The organism is Alkaliphilus crotonatoxidans, from assembly GCF_054658015.1.
In genome coordinates this window covers 1184186-1204596 of record NZ_BAAHXS010000006.1, presented here as the reverse complement: position 1 = coordinate 1204596, position 20411 = coordinate 1184186, and the positions used below count along the sequence as shown (strand labels likewise).

Genomic DNA, 20411 nt, shown 5'->3' with positions numbered 1-20411 from the left:
TTGGAATAATATATTATGAAATGGTTATTTGAAAAGAAAGGGGGAGCCTTCATGGTAATTATTATGAATAAAAGAATGGTAACTTTAATTATTGCAGTAATAATCATTTTGATCCTGGCAGGGAGTGGTATCTTTTATTTCACCAGAACTGCCAAAACCGCTGAAACCAGTACCTATCAGCCTGCCATTAAGCCCATAGACCAGGGAAAGGCAGATTCTGAATTTATTGCCTTTACCTGTAATGTAGACTGGGGTAATGAGGTAATTCCTGAAATGCTCAAGGTCTTTGAGGAAAAGGAAGTCAAAATCACCTTCTTTGTTACGGGCCGATGGGCCAAGGCCTTTCCAGAGGTCTTTGAAAGCATCATTGCGGCAGGCCATGAAATCGGCAGCCATGGCTATCAGCACCTTAACTACAGTACCCTTTCCCTTGAAAAGAATGAAGAAGAAATTCAAAATGCCGAAGCCGCCATCATGGCCCATACCCAGGAAAAGCCTAAATACTTTGCACCTCCTTCTGGGGCCTATAACGAGCATACCCTTAGGGCTGCAGAAAAGCTAGGTTATCAAACGATCCTATGGTCCATCGATACCATCGACTGGCGCCAGGGCAGTACAAAGGATTTGATTTTAAAGCGAGTTCTTGAAAAGGAAGAATTGAATGGAAAAATTGTTTTGATGCATCCTATGGAAGAAACAGCCAGAGCGCTTCCTGAGCTGATTGATGCCTTAAAGGAAAAGGGCCTTACGGTTGGTCGGGTAAGTGATGTACTCTAAGAAAAGTTGCATCCGTTTGAAAACTCCATTATAATAGATTAAGTATGAATAAATCATTAAACAATTGACGGAGCTTTGGCAGAATCCATAGGCGGGAGGATAAAATGTACAATAAATATACACTAGATAATGGTTTAAGAATTGTTACCGAACAAATTTCCCATGTAAAATCCATTTCAATCGGGGTGTGGATCGAGACCGGTTCAAAGAATGAAAACGTAATAAACAGTGGAATTTCCCATTTCATCGAGCATATGCTGTTTAAGGGAACCTCCACCAAAACAGCAAAGGATATTGCAGATTTAATTGATGGCGTGGGTGGGCAAATCAACGCCTTTACCAGTAAGGAATGTACCTGCTATTACGTTAAGGTTCTGGATTCCCATTTTGATTTGGCCATTGAGCTGTTGGCTGATATGCTCTTTAATTCGAAATTTGATCCCCAGGAAATTGATAAGGAAAGAAGTGTTATTTTAGAAGAGATCAGTATGTATGAGGATTCACCCGAAGACCTTGTTCATGATTTGTTGTCCCATACCATATTCAAGGAGCATTCACTGGGTTATCCAATATTGGGCACAAAGGAATCGCTAGAAGGAATTGATCGACAGGTGCTGATAGATTATATGAAGCACCACTATATTCCCCAACGGGCGGTGATTTCCGTTGCTGGCAACTACGACGAGGCCCAATTGATGGGGGCCATTGAAAAATTTTTTGGTGATTGGAAGGGACAGAGCCTGTCACAGGAGCAAGATCATGAGCTACAGTTTAATTTTGAGTTTTCAGAGCGGGTAAAGGATATAGAGCAAACTCATATATGTCTTGGCTTTAGAGGAGTAGCCCTGGGAAATCAATCTACCTATCCCCTTCTGGTGATTAATAACATTCTGGGGGGCAGCATGAGCTCACGGTTATTCCAGCGAATACGTGAAGACAAGGGTTTGGCCTATTCCATCTATTCCTATCCATCCGCCTATAAGGGAGGGGGACTTTTAACCATCTATGGAGGAATGAATCCTAACCAGCTGGAGGAGGCGGCCTATCTTATAAGAGAAGAAATCGAGCTTTTGCTCAGGGATGGGTTAACCGAAACAGAGCTGCAAAAATCCAAGGAACAGCTAAAGGGAAATTATATTTTAGGCTTGGAAAGCACCAGCAGCCGAATGTCGTCTATTGGAAAGTCAGAGCTGCTTTTAGGCAAGACCCATACCCAAAAAGAGATTATCCAGATGATCGATAACATTACGATGGAAGAAATTAACAATGTTATTAGATCCGTTTTAAACCTTGATTCTCTGGCAGGAGCAGTTGTTAGTAATCAGAAACAGAAAAACATAATGGAAGCAATTTTTTCTAAAAGGTCTTAATTGACCTTTTTTTATGTTTCATTACTTATCGAAATAGCCCCATATTATAAATTCAGAAGAAATAAGAGTAGTTCCTTTATAGGAGCGTTGAAGAAGTAGTCTGTTTAGTTATATAAAATAATGGAAATCAATAGAAATTTATTAAATGTCAAAGTTGACTTCTTCAATTATTGTGATAATATATATATGTAGCTTTTTTGATGAAAAATACTATCGAGGTGTGGCTCAGTTTGGTAGAGCGTTGCGTTCGGGACGCAAAGGTCGCTGGTTCGAATCCAGTCACCTCGACCATTAGTTTTATCTTAAAAAGTCTGCATAAACAAATTAAAAGCTTAGAAGAGCGGAATCCCTGATCCTTACATGAAAAAAGCTGTACTGAATTGAATAAGCCAAGCATATAAATTAAGAAGTAATTGATACAAATGATAGGAGGAATTTATATGCGGTTTAGTACCATGGGAGGTAAGGAAATCGTCAACCTTTGTGATGGCAGCAGACTGGGGATCATTGGCGATTCTGATTTATTAATTGATGAGAAAACAGGTAAAATAAGAGCCCTGTTAATTCCAGATCAAAAGGGCTTGTTTAATTTTCTGTCCAGCTCGACCCTGTTGGAAATTCCCTGGCAGGCCATTAAGAGAATTGGAAATGATATGATTATCATTGAGCTGGAGGATAATGAAAAACGTAAATATAATTTGTAAAAGGATTATGGCCCTCGTTAAAGAGGGCTTATTTTGTTTGGGCAGATTGAGGAAGAATATAAGCAGGGGAAAAGGTTAGAATAAGGTTATACAAAATTAATTGAGGTGAAAAAATGAAGGAATATAATTTTGAGGACCAATATCAAGAGCTGTATCCACCCCTGACAAAAAATAAAGAGGTACCGGGGGAGACTTCAAAAGAAAATCCTGCCCTTGCCAATATTCAAGCCCTTGGTACCAATCATTTGCCAAGTCAAGACAACAATATTCATATTTTAACCATAATTGGTCATATAGAAGGGCATATGATGGCTCCCCCCCAAAATAAATCTACAAAATATGAGCATATTATCCCCCAATTGGTGGCCATAGAGGAAAATGCTGCAATTGAAGGCCTATTGGTAATTCTAAATACGGTTGGGGGTGATGTAGAGGCTGGCCTGGCCCTGTCAGAGCTCATTCACAGCCTTTCAAAGCCTAAAGTAACACTGGTATTGGGCGGAGGTCACAGTATTGGCGTGCCCCTGGCAACGGCGGGAGATTATTCCTTTATTGCTCCCACTGCCACCATGACAATCCATCCAATCCGTATGAACGGCTTGGTGATCGGTGTGCCCCAAACCTTTAATTATTTTAAAAAAATGCAGGATCGAATTATTGATTTTGTTGTACGCACCTCAGGTATGAATCGTACCACCTTTTTGGAATTAATGAATTCCACCGATGAGCTGGCCAATGATATTGGAACAATTTTAATAGGGAAGGAGGCCGTAGAGCTGAAATTAATCAATGAGGTGGGGGGATTAAACCGGGCCATGAATAAGCTGAAGGAATTAATTAAGCTGGCTAAGCAAGATCAAGAAGAGCCCTTGAAAAATTAAAAAATTTCTTCTACTTCATTGTTGTTTCATTAATAAGTTTTTTTAAATCGTTTGTAGAATCGGCAATTTTGTTGTACAATGATATTATTGGATGAATACTTAATTAGAGCGCAGAATACTGCGCTTTACTTAATGGGATGGACAGATCAGTCACCATGTTGACAAAAACTATTACAGTTAAGTACATCGGATTTGGGGTGAGAAAATGAGGAAAAAAACGACAAAGAAGAGTAGAAGACGGACAGATTCCTTTAAAGAGCAATTTAACCATGAAATAAAGGGTGTCTTTTTAATCGGGGTAGGACTATTGTTGCTGGTAGGAATGCATTCCTTAGGTGCCGGAAGGGTGGGAGAATGGATTCGTACCCTGTTGATGGGCCTTTTTAGCAGTGCTGCAATGATTTTACCTTACATAACGATTTTATTAGGAATTTTAACCTTAATTAATACCTCCTTTTGGAAGGATGGCAGGAGTATTTGGTATTTTACAGTAATATTTTCATGCATATTGATTTATATCACCCTATGGGACATGGCCTTTATTGAAGGGCTCAAGGGTCTAAACCTGGTGGAAAGTCTTCGGGTTGCCTATGTGTGGGGACGAGAGGGAGTCAGCGGCGGGGCCCTGGGTATTAGCCTGACCTATCTCCTTGTCAGTCTTTTTGGCAGGGTAGGCTCTTATATCATTGTAACCTGCCTGGTAATCGTTTCAACGATGATCTATACAAAGGTTTCGCTCCTTCAACTGATTCGAGCTATTCAAAGGGGCCTTAAGGGTACCTTTGTATTTTTAAAGGAGGCCATCGAAAACTTTATATTTGTCCCTAAGGAAGAGCCTAAACCAAAGGCTAAAGCTAAAAGCAATCCTAAGGAAAGTCAAGACAAAAAGCTTCAAATGCTTCAGCAAATGGAGATTTTTGAGCAAGATTTGGCCATTGCTGGTGAAGAGGTTCATGATGATCGGTCTGATAAAATAAAGATATTAGACTTTGCCCAGACAGAAGACGGAGAAGAGACCCCGACAGTTCAGAGGAAAACAGGGGTTGATCCGGAACAAACGGTAAGACAGGAGGATAATCAAGGGGAAGAAATTAAAGTCAACCTTCCTCAACCCTCAGAGGTACCTTATGAGCTTCCCAGTCTTGATCTATTAAATCAGATTGAGGCTATGGCCAATAAGGAAGATAAAAAGCGAATTGTTAAAAAGGCCAAGGTGCTGGAAGATACCCTTCTCAATTTCGGGGTAGAGGCCAAGGTCATTCAGGTGAGTAAGGGGCCGGTAATTACCCGTTACGAGCTTCAGCCCAATGTAGGGGTCAAGGTTAGTAAAATTGTAAATTTAAGTGATGATATTGCCCTTAACATGGCGGCCCCCGCCATTCGGATCGAAGCACCGATCCCCGGTAAGGCTGCCATTGGTATTGAAATTCCCAACGAAGATGTTTCAACCGTAACCCTTCGGGAAGTATTAGACAGCAACGGCTTTCAAAACAGCACCGCCAACATTCCCTTTGCCCTGGGGAAGGATATTTCAGGAAATCCTGTAATTGCAGATATTAGCAAAATGCCTCATCTATTGGTGGCCGGGGCCACCGGTTCAGGCAAGAGTGTATGTATTAATACCCTGATTTTAAGCATTTTGTATTCTGCTAAGCCGGAAAATGTAAAGCTGTTGTTAATTGACCCCAAGGTAGTAGAATTAAATCAGTACAATGGTATTCCTCACCTGTTAATTCCCGTGGTAACTGATCCCAAAAAGGCAACCAGTGCATTGAATTGGGCGGTGCAGGAAATGACCCGAAGATACCAGCTCTTTGCCGAAAATGGTGTGAAGGATATCAGCAGCTATAATGAGAAGGGACTTCCTGAAAAGCTCCCCTTTGTTGTGATTATTATCGATGAGCTGGCTGATTTGATGATGGTGGCAGCCAATGATGTTGAAGATGCCATCTGCCGCCTTGCCCAAATGGCCCGGGCTGCAGGCCTGCATTTAATTTTGGCTACCCAAAGACCCTCGGTTGATATTATTACAGGGGTTATTAAAGCCAATATTCCTTCCCGAATTGCCTTTTCCGTTGCTTCCCAAACCGACTCCCGAACGATTTTAGATATGGGAGGGGCCGAGAAGCTTCTGGGCAAGGGAGACATGCTGTTTTATCCCATAGGGGCCAATAAACCCCTTCGGGTTCAGGGAGCCTTTGTTTCAGAAAAGGAAGTGGATCGGGTCGTGGCCTTTATTAAAGAACAACGAGAGCAGCCTCAATACGAAACAGAAATAATTAATAAGATAGATAGCGGAGAAATTACAGATATGTCTGGTTCAGATGATTTCTTTGAAAAGGCTGTAGAAATGGTGGTAGAAAGCCAGCAGGCATCCATTTCAATGCTTCAGAGGAGGCTTCGTATTGGTTATAACAGGGCCGCCAGATTAATTGATGAAATGGAGGAAAAGGGAATTGTTGGTCCCCATGAGGGAAGTAAGCCTCGACAGGTATTAATTGGTCCCTCTGAAATAATTGAGCAAAACAAGATGGGTTAAAGGTAGGTAACCCTTTAGGAATTATTAAATTTCAAAATATCATAGGATGGGTACATAAATTATGATAAAATTGAATAGGCAAATAAAGATAAGCGTTAACTAAGGAATAAGAAGGGAAGAAAATAATGGGTTTAACAATCTATGTAGAAGCATTGGGCTGTGCCAAAAATATGATTGATGCAGAAATGATGCTGGGAATATTGAATAAATATGGTTATCGACTGACAAATCTTAAAGAACAGGCCGATGTGATCATTGTCAATACCTGTGGCTTTATAGAATCCGCCAAGGAGGAATCAATTAATAAAATCATTGAGCTGGGGCTCTTGAAGCAGGAAAGACTAAAGCTGTTGATTGTTTCAGGCTGCCTGGGGGAACGATATCATCAAGAGCTTTTGGCAGAACTTCCTGAGGTGGATGCCGTTGTTGGAACAGGCAATTACGATGCCATTATTGAGGTAATTCATGAATCCTTAGCAGGAAGCCGTGTGGTACAGGTGGGGAATATAGACAAGGTTTTTGATGAAAATCTGCCTCGTTATCAAATTACGCCGACCTATAGCGCCTATATTAAGATTTCAGATGGCTGCGATAATTTTTGTACCTACTGTATTATTCCCAAATTAAGGGGCAAATATAGAAGTAGAAGGATAGAAAATATTGTTAAAGAAGCAAGGGAATTAGCCTCAAGGGGTGTCAAGGAGCTGATTCTAATCGCCCAGGATACAACCCGCTATGGCTTTGATTTGTATGGACAATATCAATTGCCTGCACTTTTGAAGGAGCTAAATGAAATAGATGGCATACAATGGATCAGGCTGCTGTATGCCTACCCCGAGGTGATCACAGATGAGCTGATTGATGCCATGGCTTCCCTGGAAAAGGTCTGTCATTACCTGGATATGCCAATACAGCATTGCAGTGACGAGGTGCTAAAGCGAATGAATCGTCGAACCAGAAAAGCTGATCTGGAGGCCTTAATTAAAAAGCTCAGAACCAGGCTGCCGGATATCACCCTGAGAACATCCCTAATTGTAGGCTTTCCAGGGGAGTCGCAAGCTCACTTCGATGAGCTCAGGCAGTTTGTGGAGGAGATGAGATTTGACAAGCTGGGGGTATTTGAATATTCCCAGGAGGAGGATACGCCCGCCGCAAGACTGCCGGAACAGGTAGATGAGGCGGTTAAGCAGGAAAGACGGGCTATTATCATGGAGCTACAGCAGCAGATTTCCCTTTCTAAAAATCAGGAAAAAGTAAATAAAATCCTTGAGGTTTTGGTTGAAGAAGAAATGGATGAGGATAACCGATACCTGGGCAGAACCCGTTCGGATGCACCTGAAATTGATGGCCTGGTATATTTTGAAGCCAACGACAGGCTGGCTCCGGGAGACCTGGTTAAAGTAAAGATCACAGGCGCCTTAGAATATGATTTGATGGGGGAGAAAACCGATGAATTTGGCCAATAAACTAACAATTTTAAGAATTTTACTGGTTCCCGTATTTATGATTTTCCTATTAAATAAGATTCCCTATGGAGTACCCATTGCTGCGGGCATCTTTATTATTGCAGCCATTACCGACACTTTAGACGGCTACATTGCCCGTAAAAAAAATATGATAACCAACTTTGGAAAGTTTATGGATCCCCTGGCAGATAAACTGTTGGTATCGGCAGCCTTAATTTCGCTGGTACAAATGGGAAGATTATCGGCATGGGTTGTGGTGGTTATTATTGCCCGGGAATTCACCATCAGTATTCTGCGGGCTGTTGCGGCGGCCGAGGGGGTAGTGATCGCTGCCAGCTGGTGGGGAAAGGCAAAGACCATTACCCAAATTATTGCCATTATTTTCTTGCTGCTGAATAACTTTCCCTTTCGTTACATCAATTTCCCCTTTGATATCATCATGATGTATGTGGCTGTGGCCTTTACAATTATTTCGGGTGTAGATTATCTTCGTATCAATAAACATATTCTTAAACATGAATAGACTCATTTCTGTAGAAAAGAGGTAGAATCCATGAAGGCATCAATTATCTGTGTAGGCACTGAATTGGTCACCGGTAAAACCATAGAAACCAATTCCAATTATATAGCGAAGGAATTACGGCAGTATGGCATTTATACCTATCAAAAGCTTGTGGTAGAGGATCATGAAGGGCATCTTGCAGTGCTCCTGGAAATTGCCTGTAAAGATTCAGATTGTGTTATTTTAACCGGTGGGCTGGGGCCTACCCTCGACGATTTGACCCGGGAGGCTGTAGCAGCCTATACGGGTTATCCCCTTGAGCTAAACCATATCGTTAAAGAAAAGATTAAACAAACCTTAGAACGAATACACCAGGCCTGTCCGGTAAACAACTACCGCCAGGCTTATTTTCCTCGGGGAGCCCATATATTAGAAAACCATCACGGAACCGCCCCCGGCTTTATTGTTGATTACCAAAAAACTAAAATTATTGCCCTGCCCGGACCGCCAAAGGAAATGATTCCTATGTTGAAGGATCAGGTGATTCCCTATTTGAGCGATGTAAGGGGCCTTGTGTTTGTTAAAAGGGAGCTGGAATTCATCGGCATTGGTGAATCGGCTCTGGAGGAAAAACTGATGGATTTAATCGAAGGACAGGTTAATCCTGTTATGGCTACCTATGCCGCCGAGGGGCGGGTTTCCCTGGTCATAACTGCCAGGGCTGAAACCCAGGAAGCAGGTGAAATGCTTCTTGCTCCGGTGATACAGGAGGTTAAGGGGCGGGTAGGTGTATATATCTTCAGTGAAACCGGCCAGGCATTGGAAGAAGTGATACAGGCCCTTTTAAATGAAAAAGCCTTGACCCTGGCTGTAGCTGAATCCTGCAGCGGAGGGCTGTTATCGGCAAGATTAACTGCCTTACCGGGGATTTCAACGGTATTCCATAGTGGATATGTGACCTACAGCAATGAAGCAAAGATCAAGACCCTGGCAGTACCGGCGGATACACTCAATCAGTATGGTGCCGTAAGCCCAGAAATCGCCCTGGCTATGCTGAAGGGGTTAAAGGAAAGAACAGGAGCCCATTGCGGTCTTTCGGTAACGGGAATTGCCGGGCCTGGGGGGGGTACTGTACAAAAACCCGTTGGACTTGTTTATGTAGGTGTAAATGTCTTGGACGATTATCAGGTTTTTGAGCTAAGACTTAGGGGAGAGCGCAGCCGGATACAAAATTTAACGGTGCTTTATAGCCTGAATTATTTAAGAAAAGCCCTGCAAAAAATTAAATAATTTATTTGACCTAAACTGAAATATAGTTTATAATAAATTAAAAGAACGTTTGTTCGACTATTCAGAAAGGTGGGTGAAGCCAGACAGGTTCTGGTGGGAGAGATGATTGAAAAGAAAAAAGCTTTAGAAATGGCCATTAATCAAATAGAAAAACAGTTTGGTAAAGGTTCGATTATGAAATTAGGTGAAGATTCAAAGCTTAACCTGGAATCCATTGCCACAGGGGCCATTGACTTGGATATTGCTCTGGGTATTGGTGGTGTACCAAGGGGAAGAATTGTAGAAATCTATGGCCCGGAATCCTCTGGTAAAACCACGGTGACCCTTCATATTATTGCTGAAGCTCAAAAAAATGGAGGAGCCGCCGCCTTTATTGATGCGGAGCACGCCTTAGACCCTGGCTATGCTAAGAAGCTAGGGGTTAATATAGAAGACCTGATTGTTTCCCAGCCCGATACCGGGGAGCAGGCCCTTGAAATTGCAGAGGCCCTTGTTCGCAGCGGTGCCATTGATATTATCGTAGTTGACTCTGTAGCTGCCCTGGTACCAAAGGCAGAGATTGAAGGTGAAATGGGAGATTCCCATGTCGGCCTGCAGGCCAGGTTAATGTCTCAGGCCCTTAGAAAACTGGCAGGGGCAGTCAATAAATCAAATACAACCATTATCTTTATCAACCAGCTTCGAGAAAAGGTTGGGGTTATGTTTGGAAACCCCGAAACCACCACCGGAGGAAAGGCACTGAAATTCTATGCCTCAATCCGATTAGATGTCAGAAAAATCGACGTAATTAAGCAGGGGAATGACATCATTGGAAACCGAACAAGGGTTAAGGTTGTAAAGAACAAGGTGGCCCCTCCCTTTAAGCAGGCTGAATTTGATATTATGTACGGAGAGGGTATTTCAAGAACCGGTGACGTGTTGGATGTAGCCACTAATCTTGATATCGTCAAAAAGGCCGGAGCCTGGTACAGCTATGGGGAACACCGTTTGGGCCAGGGCCGAGAAAATGCCAAGCAATTTTTAAAAGAAAATCCTGATATCTTCCTTGAAATAGAACACAAAATCAGAGAGGCCTATGGCCTGCCTGTAACCAGAAAAAACCCCGAGGTTATTGAAGTAGTCAATGAAGATGCAGCAATAGAATAAAATAAATGATTGAATAGAGCAGCCTCCAATAGAAGCAGATGGTTTGGGCTGCTTTTTTCTTTTTCCTATAATTTAGAAAATTTTGCGAAAGACAGTGAAGGAAGGATTAAAAAATTTAAACAATTAAATTCTTTTTGTGATCCTTACAGAATAATGGGTATAAACGAAGCAGAAGTGTCAAAAATGAAAATAAGCCTTCCATGCCCTGTATGGCAATGGAATGTAACTTGACATTAAAAAAAAAAAGATATACAATTAATACAAATCAAGATGTGTCAATGTCTGTTTTATGTAAATTGGTCTCTGTATTTTAAAGAGTTACATAGTTTTCTACCTAAAAACCTATTTGTAGCTCGCATTATTGAAAACTTAATAAAGGAGGTGTCCACGTATTATTATACAAATCATTTTACTCACTTTAGCTGGAATCGTAGTAGGATGCCTTATCGGCTATTTTTATCGAAAAAGTATTGCGGAGAAAAAAATTGGTGGTGCAGAAGAACTTGCTAAGGAAATTATAGAAAAAGCAGAGCGTGATGCAGAAACAACCAAAAAAGAAGTATTGCTTGAAGCAAAGGAAGAAGTTCATAAACTCCGTAATGAATTTGACCGAGAAAGTAGAGAAAGGCGGAATGAACTACAACGAACAGAAAGAAGATTAATTCAAAAAGAAGAAGCCTTAGACAAAAAGTCTGAAAGCCTTGAACTGAAAGAGGATAAGCTTAATCGAAAGCTAAGGGATCTGGAAGAAAGGCAGCAAGATATCGAACAACTTTATGAAAAGGAACTTCGTAAGCTTGAAGAGCTTTCTGGCTTGACATCTGAAGAAGCAAGACAGCTTCTCTTAAGTGATATTGAAAAGGATGTAAAATATGAAGCAGCAATGATGATTAAAGATATTGAGTCAAAGGCGAAGGAAGAGGCTGAAAAACGAGCAAGAGAAATTATTACCTATTCTATTCAAAAATGTGCTGCTGATCATGTTGCAGAAACTACCGTAACAGTTGTTTCATTACCTAATGATGAAATGAAAGGTAGAATTATTGGTAGAGAGGGTAGAAACATTAGAACCCTAGAGACCTTGACAGGAATTGATTTAATTATTGATGATACCCCAGAAGCAGTAATTTTATCCGGATTTGATCCAATTAGAAGGGAAGTCGCTAGAATAGCCCTTGAAAAGCTGATTTTAGACGGCAGAATTCATCCCGCAAGAATAGAGGAAATGGTCGAAAAGGCCAAACGAGAAGTTGATAATATTATTAAAGAAGAGGGAGAACAGGCAACCTTTGATGCCGGTGTTCACGGTCTTCATCCTGAACTTGTAAAATTACTAGGTAGATTAAAGTACCGTACCAGTTACGGTCAAAATGTGCTTAAACATTCAGTTGAGGTTTCCCATCTTGCTGGTATTATGGCAGCAGAGCTGGGTGCCGATGTAAAAATTGCCAAGCGGGCAGGCTTACTTCATGACATTGGTAAGGCAGTAGACCATGAGGTAGAAGGAACCCATGTAGAAATTGGTATGGAATTACTAAGAAAATACAAAGAATCCAAGGATGTTATCCATGCAATGTCAACCCATCACGGTGACTATGAACCTCAAACAATAGAGGCTGTTTTAGTTACTGCTGCCGACGCTATTTCAGCAGCAAGACCGGGGGCACGACGAGAAACCCTGGAATCTTATATTAAACGATTAGAAAAACTCGAAGAAATCGCCAATGATTTTGATGGCGTTGAAAAATCATTTGCTATTCAAGCCGGTAGAGAAATTCGTATACTCGTTAAGCCAGAGGTTTATAACGACGACGAAATACTTTTATTGGCCCGAAATATCACAAAACGCATTGAGTCTGATCTGGAGTATCCTGGTCAGATTAAGGTCAATGTCATTCGTGAAACAAGAGCAATTGAATATGCCAAATAAAAAACTGCTTAGGCAGTTTTTTAACTTTTGTAGCTCATATCTCCTTATATAAAAAATATTGATTGAAAAAATTGAAATAACAATAATTATGAATACAATATCCAATAATTATACATATAAATTTATTTTTTTGTTGACAGAGGTTATAAACTTGCATATAATCAATATTAATATTCAGATAATTGATGAAGGAAGAAAAAGGTGATCATGGTGTTGGAATTAATTAGAAGGGAATACCAATTAAATATTTATTATTTTTACTTTTACTGGGGCTTTTACTTTTTTAGCGTCAGTTATTTTGCATGGAAAAATAATAAATATTTGTATCCCCTTCTATATCAGAGGGATTCCTTCAAACCTATAACGCTATTCCTATAGTTTATTTAAAGGAACCATACTCCTTTTTTATTACCAGGAGACTCTAGTATAGTAGAGTCTCCTTTTTTTTATCAATTAAATTAAAAATTGAGGAGGCTATCATCATGGTAATTGTAATGAAACCAGAGGCTAAACCGGAAGCAGTGGAAAAAATCCAAAGGAAAATGGAAAGTTTGGGCTGTCAGGTCCATGGAAGCAGGGGTGAAAACTATTGGATACTGGGCTTAGTAGGCGACACAAGTAAAATTGATCCCAGTCAGATCGAAGCCAACGAGAACGTAGAAAGACTCTTGAAGGTTCAGCATCCCTTTAAACTGGCCAGCAGACATTTTCATCCTGAAGACACGGTAATTACCGTTGATCATTTGAAAATTGGCGGCGGCAACATGGCTATAATGGCAGGGCCCTGCTCAGTGGAAAGTGAAGAGCAGCTAATGACCATTGCCCAGGCAGTTAAGAGAAGTGGAGCTCAATTTTTAAGGGGAGGAGCCTACAAGCCAAGGACCTCGCCCTACAGCTTTCAGGGCATGGGAGAAGCAGGCTTAAAGCTGCTGAAAAAGGCCAAGGAAGAAACCGGAATGCCCATTGTAACAGAGGTAATGTGCCAGGAAACCTTTGATGTGGTAGAGGAATATGCCGATATATTGCAAATTGGGGCTAGAAATATGCAAAACTTTCCCCTGCTGAAAAAGGCCGGCAGGAGCCATCGGCCTATTTTGTTAAAGCGAGGCTTGTCTGCCACCATTGAAGAATGGCTAATGTCGGCGGAATATATTATGGCAGAGGGAAACACCAGGGTAATCCTTTGTGAAAGGGGAATCAGAACCTTTGAAACCTATACCCGCAACACCCTGGATATTAGTGCTATTCCGGTTGTCAAGGAGCTGAGCCATCTACCGGTTATCGTTGATCCAAGCCATGCCACAGGAAAATGGTCCACCGTGGCACCCTTGTCAAAGGCTGCCATTGCTGTAGGTGCCGATGGTCTGATAATAGAGGTACACCATCAGCCAGAGCAGGCCCTGTCTGACGGGGCTCAATCCCTTAAGCCCGAAAGGTTTGATAATTTAATGAAGGCAATCAATCTTATGTTGCCCCTGATAAAATAAATAGAGGGCACAAGGTGAGAAGGAGAGAGGCCGGATGGAGAAGTTTAAAAAGATAGCAATCATCGGGATGGGACTAATAGGAGGCTCCATGGCACTAGCCCTGAAAAAAGAAAATTACGGAAGTCAAGTGATAGGATATGATTTATCGGAGCCCAGCCTTAAGGCTGCCCTAAAGGCTGAGGCCATTGATAAAATGGCCCGTAGCCTTCAGGATGCCGTTGAAGGGGCTGATTTAGTGGTATTGTCTACCCCCGTTGGCAACTACCAGGCACTCATGCAGCAAATGGCTGCTTACCTTTCCACTGAGGCCATTGTGACAGATGTGGGAAGTGTCAAAGGCCATGTGGCCAGGCTGGCAGAAGACCTATTGCCTAAGGAAGTAAAATTCATCGGTGGCCACCCTATGGCCGGTTCAGAACAGGGGGGATTTAAGGCTGCCACCGCCACCCTATTTGAAAATGCCTATTATTTTTTAACCCCCCAGGGGGGTGCCACAGATGACGGTCTTGAAAAATTAAAGGTATTGGTCAAAATCATGGGGGCCTTACCCATTGTGATTGATCCCGCTGAACACGACCGGGTCGCTGCCACCATCAGCCACATACCCCACATGACGGCAGCAATCCTAGTAGATATTCTTGAAGACAGCGAAGGAATAAGCGATCGTTTCTTTGTTGGCGGCGGCTTTCGTGATACCACTAGAATTGCCTCAGGAAACCCTGAGATGTGGAAGGATATTTTCTTATATAATCGACAGGAGATGCTGAGGGGGATACAAAAAATTGAAAATCGACTGTTGAAAATAAAAGGATATCTTATGGATCAGAACGAATTAGATATTTTAAATCTACTGAAAAGGGCCAAGAACCTAAGGGATCAAATTCCCCACAGGCTGCCCGACTATATCGCTCCCCTGTTTGACATCACAATTGACCTGGAGGATCGCCCAGGCGCCATTGGAGAGCTGACACAGCTTTTAGGAGAAAATCGGATTAATATTAAAGAAATAGAGGTGCTTCATGTTCGGGAAGGAGTAAAGGGAGCCATTCGTATTGGATTAGAAACGGAAGCAGATGAAGGGCTGGCCTTAGGCCTGCTAAAGGAAAGGGGCTTTTCCTTGATTCATCGGAGAGGAGTGGAACAGGATGCTGAAAATCAATCAAGCTGAAGGAATTCACGGTACCATCACCGTACCAGGAGACAAGTCTATTTCCCATCGGGCTGTTATGCTTGGAAGCATTAGCCAGGGAAAAAGTACAATAAAGGGCTTTTTACAGGGGGAGGATTGTCTGAGCACCATTGCCTGTTTTAAAAAAATGGGGGTTGAAATTTTCCAGCAGGGAAATGAAGTAACGGTGCAAGGAAATGGTGTAAATGGACTCAAGGAGCCAATAGATATATTGGATGCAGGTAATTCCGGCACCACCATGCGGTTGATGGCGGGAATTCTGGCGGGGCAAAGTTTCCTGTCGATCGTAACGGGTGACGAATCCTTAAGAAAAAGGCCCATGGCCAGAATTGCTGCACCCCTTCGTCAAATGGGAGCTGCCATTGATGGCCGGCAGGATGGAAGACTGGCACCCCTAGTCATTCGTGGCGGAGGTCTAAGGGGAATAGACTATGTGCTGCCGGTTTCCAGTGCCCAGGTAAAATCAGCGGTACTTTTGGCGGGGCTCTATGCCGAAGGAACCACCCGGGTTAAGGAGCCGGTTAAAAGCCGAGATCATACCGAAAGGATGCTGAAGGCCTTTGGAGGGAATGTAGCGGTTGAAGGAGAATGGATTCGTATTGGTCAGTCCCAGCTAATAGGGCAAGAGGTGGAGGTACCGGGTGATATCTCCTCGGCGGCCTTTTTCATGGTGGCAGCGGCAGCAAAGCCAGGGGCAGAGCTAATGATAAAAAATGTAGGCCTAAACCCCACCAGAACAGGAATTATTGATGTACTCAAGGCCATGGGTGCAGCCATAGCCATTGAAAGTATTCGTACCAGCGGTGGAGAAGAAATTGGAGATTTGCACATATTGGGCGGCAGACTAAGGGGAACCAGCATCAATCAAGAAATACTTCCCCGTTTAATTGATGAAATACCGGTTATTGCAGTAGCTGCGGCCCTGGCGGAGGGAAAAACCATCATCACTGGTGCTGAGGAGTTAAGACATAAGGAATCAGATCGGATTGCAGCGATGGTGACAGAAATGAAAAAGCTGGGCATTCAAGTGAAGGAATTACCCGATGGTATGGAGATAGAAGGGCCTAACGAAATTGGCTACGGCATTGTAGAGAGCTATTCAGATCATCGAATTGCCATGGCCCTGGCAATTTGCGGACTATTTTCTAAAGGGGGTATCACCATCAATCATCCCCAATGTATTGCCGTTTCCTTTCCGGAATTTCAGGAAAAATTGAAGGCCATCGTTAAATAAGGGGGGCTTTAGATGCAGGTTGGATATCTGGGCCCCATTGGCTCCTACAGCCATGGGGCTGTTATAGAATATTGGAAGGATCATAAAATTACAGCAGTTGCCAAGGATAGCTTTCATGAATTGATTGAAGGGATCGAGGGGGGCGACCTGGAGGCGGCTATTTTGCCAATAGAAAATTCCACCGAGGGGGCTGTTACCCAGGTAATGGACCTTTTGCTTGAAACCAGGCTAACTGTTATTCAAGGTGAAAAAACCCTGCCGGTGGAGCATAATCTCCTTGGAACCGGAACCATGGAACAGCTGAAATATGTTTACTCCCATCCTCAAGCCCTTGAACAGTGCAGAGGCTATTTAAAAAAACAGCTTCCCCATGTAGAACTATGTCCCTGTCAAAGTACCTCCAGGGCCTGTGAAATGGTTAGTGTTAGGGGAGCGGCCCATGGGGCCATCGCCCATCGCCTGGCAGGGGAGCTATACCAGCTTACAATTCTCAAGCCCTCTATTCAGGATAATCCCCTCAATCAAACCAGGTTTATAATTGTTGGAAGAAAGGAAGCAGTACCAACAGGGCGAGATAAAACCTCCATCACCTTTTCCTTTTGTGACGATTATCCGGGCAGCCTTTTCCTTGTTTTAAAAAAGTTTGCTGAGGCGGGAATTAACTTGACCAGAATTGAATCAAGGCCGGCAAAGCTTGAATTGGGAAAATACGTATTTTTTATAGATTTTCAGGGGCATCATAGGGATGAAGCAGTAAAGGACACATTAAGAAAAATATCGAGGCTCACCAGCAATCTTAAAATCTTTGGCTCTTACCCCCAGGGGTAGTAGTTAGATAGGAGTGATTAATTTGTTGAGAATACTTACAGCAGGGGAATCCCACGGAAAGGCACTGGTAGGGGTTATTGAGGGAATTCCTGCCAATGTTACAATTGATATAGATGAGGTCAATCGTGACTTGGCCAGAAGACAGCAAGGCTATGGCCGAGGGGGAAGAATGAAAATTGAACAGGACCAGGTGGAAATAATTTCAGGGTTAAGGGGGGGAAAAACCCTGGGGAGTCCCATTTCGTTTTTAATATACAACCGAGACTATGAAAATTGGGCCGCCTTTATGAACCCTGTTGAAAGGAATCAAGATGACAGAAGGGTAACCAGACCAAGGCCAGGCCATGCAGACTTAACAGGGGCTTTGAAATATAACTTTGATGATGTAAGAAATGTTTTGGAGCGCAGCAGTGCCAGGGAAACCGCCGTTAGGGTTGCCGCTGGAAGCATCGTCAAGCAGCTCTTAAAGTCCTTTGGTATTATCGTCAATAGCCATGTCATTGGCCTGGGTGGGGTTATGACCAATATTAAAGAGGTCTCCCCAGAGGCTATCAAGGGGGCCGATGAATCCCCTGTAAGATGCCTTGATCCCCAGGCAGAGGCCGCCATGATTGCAGAAATCAATAGGGCCAAGGAGCAGGGGGATTCCCTGGGAGGCATCTTTGAAATAAGAATTTCAGGAGTTCCCGCAGGGCTGGGGAGCTATGTACACTGGGATCGGAAGCTGGATGCCAGGTTAGCCTTTGGGTTAATGGGTATTCAAGGAATTAAGGCGGTAGAGGTGGGGGCCGGCATGGAAAATGCCATGAAAAAAGGGTCTGAGGTTCATGACGAAATATATTACCATCCTCAAGAGGGCTACTATCGAAAAACCAATTATGCCGGGGGAATTGAAGGGGGCATGTCCAATGGAGAGGACATTGTTCTTCGGTGTGCCATGAAGCCCATTCCCACCCTTTATACACCCCTGCATACAGTCGATATCATGACCAAGGAAGGAGCCCTGGCTTCAGTGGAGCGCAGTGATACCTGTGCTGTACCCGCCGCCTCCATAGTAGGTGAAATGGTTGCTATTACAATAATTGCAGAGGAATTTATGAAAAAATACGGCGGAGATTCATTGGAGGAGATGATATCCAGGTGGAAACAGTAAATCTAGATTTAGGAACCAACAGCTATACCATTTATATTGAACCGGGTCTTTTAAACCAATTGGGTACCTACATTCCTGGGGATGAGCTTATGGTGGTAACCGATGATCTGGTGGATTCCCACTATGGCCAGCAGCTGGCCATGGCCCTGGGCGACAGAGGCTTTATCAAATACGTATTACCCAGGGGAGAGGAAAGCAAAACCCTGGAACAGGCCAGTATCATACTGGATTTCATGTTGAAAAACAGACTTTCCAGAAGATCGAAGGTTATCGCCCTGGGGGGAGGCATGGTGGGTGATATTGCAGGATTTTGTGCGTCAATATACATGAGGGGAATCGACTACTATCAGGTACCCACCACCCTGCTGGCCCAGGTGGACAGCAGTGTAGGAGGAAAGACCGCTGTTAATATGCCTCAGGGCAAAAACCTGGTGGGTAGCTTTTATCAGCCAAAGGCGGTCTTGATTGATCCCTTTTTATTGGGTACCCTGGATCAAAAACAAATAGTAAGTGGTTTAGGTGAAGTCATTAAGTATGGCCTAATTGCAGACTATGAATTATTTAAGCTATTAAAGAAAAACATTACAGAATTATTAAATTTAAACTATGGCATGCTAACCCAAACCATCAAACGCTGCTGTGAAATTAAGGCCCAGATAACAGGGGCTGACGAGCGGGAAATGGGGAACCGAAAAATTCTTAACCTGGGCCATACCCTGGGGCATAGCCTTGAAATGGTAACCCGATACCAAACCTATGCCCATGGAGAAGCCGTATTGCTGGGTATTTATTATGAAGCAGCCATTGCCCTGGCCCTGGATTTGATCAATACAGACTATTTTACAGAGATAAAAGAAATCATTGAAGCCCTTCCCCTTGCGCTGAAAATTAAGGCTAAGCCAAGGGAACTTATGGAGCCGATGGAGCTGGACAAAAAAAATAAAGATAATAAAATATCGCTTATTTTACCCGTAGGGCCCGGAAAGGCCCAGGAATTTTTATTTGATCCCTCAGTCCTGCTTGAGCTGTTGGATCAGGCTGTGGGGGGTGAAATCCTTTGAGCTTCATTGACAATAAAACCAAGCTTTATGCAGTGATAGGGGACCCCATCGGCCACAGCCTGTCACCCATTATTCATAATACCATTTTTCGAGAATTAAACCTGAACCGTGCCTATCTGCCCCTGCAAATTACCACCCAAGGGCTGGCTGGCAGTATGGGGCTATTAAAAAAGAACTTTAAAGGCTTTAATGTCACAATTCCCCATAAGCAGTCCATTATGAATCATTTAGATGAAATCGATGAAATTGCCCAAATATGTGGGGCTGTCAATACCGTTAAGGTAGAATCGGGGCAACTAAAGGGCTATAACACCGATGGCTACGGCTTTGTTAAAAGCCTCGAGGGCACTAGCCCTTCTCTGGCGGGAAAAAGGGTATTAGTGCTGGGGGCTGGCGGTGCTGCCAGGGTAATCGTCTACGAGTTGTTAATGATGGGCTGTCAAATCACCATAGCCAACCGAAATCAAGCTAAGGCCCGAAGCCTAAAGGAAAGCCTTGAAAAAACAGTAGGAGAAACAACCATAAAAATTGTCACCTTGGCAGATGTAGAAGGTAGCTATCATATGATTGTCAATACTACCCCCCTGGGTATGCACCCAAGACACGAAGAATGCCCTGTGGGGGAGCACATTATCCAAAAAGCGGCGATTATATATGATTTAATTTATAATCCCGAAAAAACCAAGCTCCTTAAGCTGGGAGAAAAATATGGCTGTCAAACAATTAATGGCCTTTCAATGCTTTTGTATCAAGGAATCAAGGCCCAGGAAATCTGGCTGGGAAAAAGCATTAAAAAACCCCTGGTTCAACAGGCCTGGGAAGCATTGCAGCGACATCTGGAAGAATTAACATAG

General features: G+C 43.0%; 17 protein-coding genes and 1 tRNA gene. All 18 read left to right on the top strand.

Annotation, left to right across the window (positions count from 1 at the left end; all coding sequences use genetic code 11):
- The first annotated feature begins 51 nt into the window (after positions 1–51).
- The 18 genes from ACYQ1I_RS17890 to aroE all read left to right on the top strand — a co-directional run bounded on the left by ACYQ1I_RS17890 (position 52) and on the right by aroE (position 20411).
- Positions 52–777: a polysaccharide deacetylase family protein gene (locus ACYQ1I_RS17890; RefSeq protein ID WP_459767768.1), complete on the top strand. Its 726-nt coding sequence runs from the start codon at positions 52–54 to the stop codon at positions 775–777.
- 104 nt (positions 778–881) lie between these two features.
- Positions 882–2147, top strand: a complete 1266-nt coding sequence (locus ACYQ1I_RS17885; protein WP_459767766.1) for a M16 family metallopeptidase — start codon at positions 882–884, stop codon at positions 2145–2147.
- Between the two features lie 214 nt (positions 2148–2361).
- Positions 2362–2438: transfer RNA gene (locus tag ACYQ1I_RS17880), tRNA-Pro, on the top strand.
- A 149-nt stretch (positions 2439–2587) separates the two neighbouring features.
- The gene (locus ACYQ1I_RS17875; protein ID WP_459767764.1) at positions 2588–2851 is read left to right on the top strand and encodes a YlmC/YmxH family sporulation protein; all 264 of its coding nucleotides are present in this window, start codon (positions 2588–2590) and stop codon (positions 2849–2851) included.
- Between the two features lie 113 nt (positions 2852–2964).
- Complete coding sequence (locus ACYQ1I_RS17870) at positions 2965–3732, top strand: ClpP family protease (RefSeq protein WP_459767762.1); 768 nt, start codon at positions 2965–2967, stop codon at positions 3730–3732.
- A 205-nt stretch (positions 3733–3937) separates the two neighbouring features.
- Entirely contained in the window at positions 3938–6271 is a 2334-nt protein-coding gene (locus ACYQ1I_RS17865; protein WP_459767760.1) for an FtsK/SpoIIIE family DNA translocase, read from the top strand.
- A gap of 125 nt (positions 6272–6396) precedes the next feature.
- Positions 6397–7737: a 30S ribosomal protein S12 methylthiotransferase RimO gene (gene rimO / locus ACYQ1I_RS17860; RefSeq protein ID WP_459767758.1), complete on the top strand. Its 1341-nt coding sequence runs from the start codon at positions 6397–6399 to the stop codon at positions 7735–7737.
- Complete coding sequence (gene pgsA, locus ACYQ1I_RS17855) at positions 7721–8260, top strand: CDP-diacylglycerol--glycerol-3-phosphate 3-phosphatidyltransferase (protein ID WP_459767756.1); 540 nt, start codon at positions 7721–7723, stop codon at positions 8258–8260. Before rimO ends, pgsA begins: the two co-directional genes overlap by 17 nt.
- Before the next feature lie 30 nt (positions 8261–8290).
- Complete coding sequence (locus tag ACYQ1I_RS17850; RefSeq protein ID WP_459767755.1) at positions 8291–9529, top strand: competence/damage-inducible protein A; 1239 nt, start codon at positions 8291–8293, stop codon at positions 9527–9529.
- Between the two features lie 102 nt (positions 9530–9631).
- Positions 9632–10675 carry a recombinase RecA gene (recA, locus tag ACYQ1I_RS17845; protein ID WP_459768204.1) on the top strand — a complete coding sequence of 348 codons (1044 nt, stop codon included), beginning with the start codon at positions 9632–9634 and terminating at the stop codon, positions 10673–10675.
- Between the two features lie 391 nt (positions 10676–11066).
- The gene (gene rny / locus ACYQ1I_RS17840) at positions 11067–12605 is read left to right on the top strand and encodes a ribonuclease Y (RefSeq protein ID WP_459768202.1); all 1539 of its coding nucleotides are present in this window, start codon (positions 11067–11069) and stop codon (positions 12603–12605) included.
- A gap of 482 nt (positions 12606–13087) precedes the next feature.
- Positions 13088–14092 (top strand): 3-deoxy-7-phosphoheptulonate synthase, encoded by a 1005-nt coding sequence (aroF, locus tag ACYQ1I_RS17835; protein WP_459767753.1) that lies wholly within the window; start codon positions 13088–13090, stop codon positions 14090–14092.
- A 34-nt stretch (positions 14093–14126) separates the two neighbouring features.
- Complete coding sequence (locus ACYQ1I_RS17830; RefSeq protein ID WP_459767751.1) at positions 14127–15260, top strand: prephenate dehydrogenase/arogenate dehydrogenase family protein; 1134 nt, start codon at positions 14127–14129, stop codon at positions 15258–15260.
- Positions 15238–16515 carry a 3-phosphoshikimate 1-carboxyvinyltransferase gene (gene aroA, locus ACYQ1I_RS17825; RefSeq protein WP_459767749.1) on the top strand — a complete coding sequence of 426 codons (1278 nt, stop codon included), beginning with the start codon at positions 15238–15240 and terminating at the stop codon, positions 16513–16515. The genes ACYQ1I_RS17830 and aroA overlap by 23 nt, the downstream gene beginning before the upstream one ends.
- A gap of 12 nt (positions 16516–16527) precedes the next feature.
- Positions 16528–17343, top strand: coding sequence for a prephenate dehydratase (pheA, locus tag ACYQ1I_RS17820; RefSeq protein WP_459767747.1), 816 nt, complete (start codon positions 16528–16530; stop codon positions 17341–17343).
- Positions 17344–17356: 13 nt separating this feature from the next.
- On the top strand, positions 17357–18496 hold the full coding sequence (gene aroC / locus ACYQ1I_RS17815) for a chorismate synthase (protein WP_459767745.1): 1140 nt from the start codon (positions 17357–17359) through the stop codon (positions 18494–18496).
- Complete coding sequence (gene aroB / locus ACYQ1I_RS17810) at positions 18484–19557, top strand: 3-dehydroquinate synthase (protein ID WP_459767743.1); 1074 nt, start codon at positions 18484–18486, stop codon at positions 19555–19557. Before aroC ends, aroB begins: the two co-directional genes overlap by 13 nt.
- Positions 19554–20411, top strand: coding sequence for a shikimate dehydrogenase (aroE, locus tag ACYQ1I_RS17805; RefSeq protein ID WP_459767741.1), 858 nt, complete (start codon positions 19554–19556; stop codon positions 20409–20411). Before aroB ends, aroE begins: the two co-directional genes overlap by 4 nt.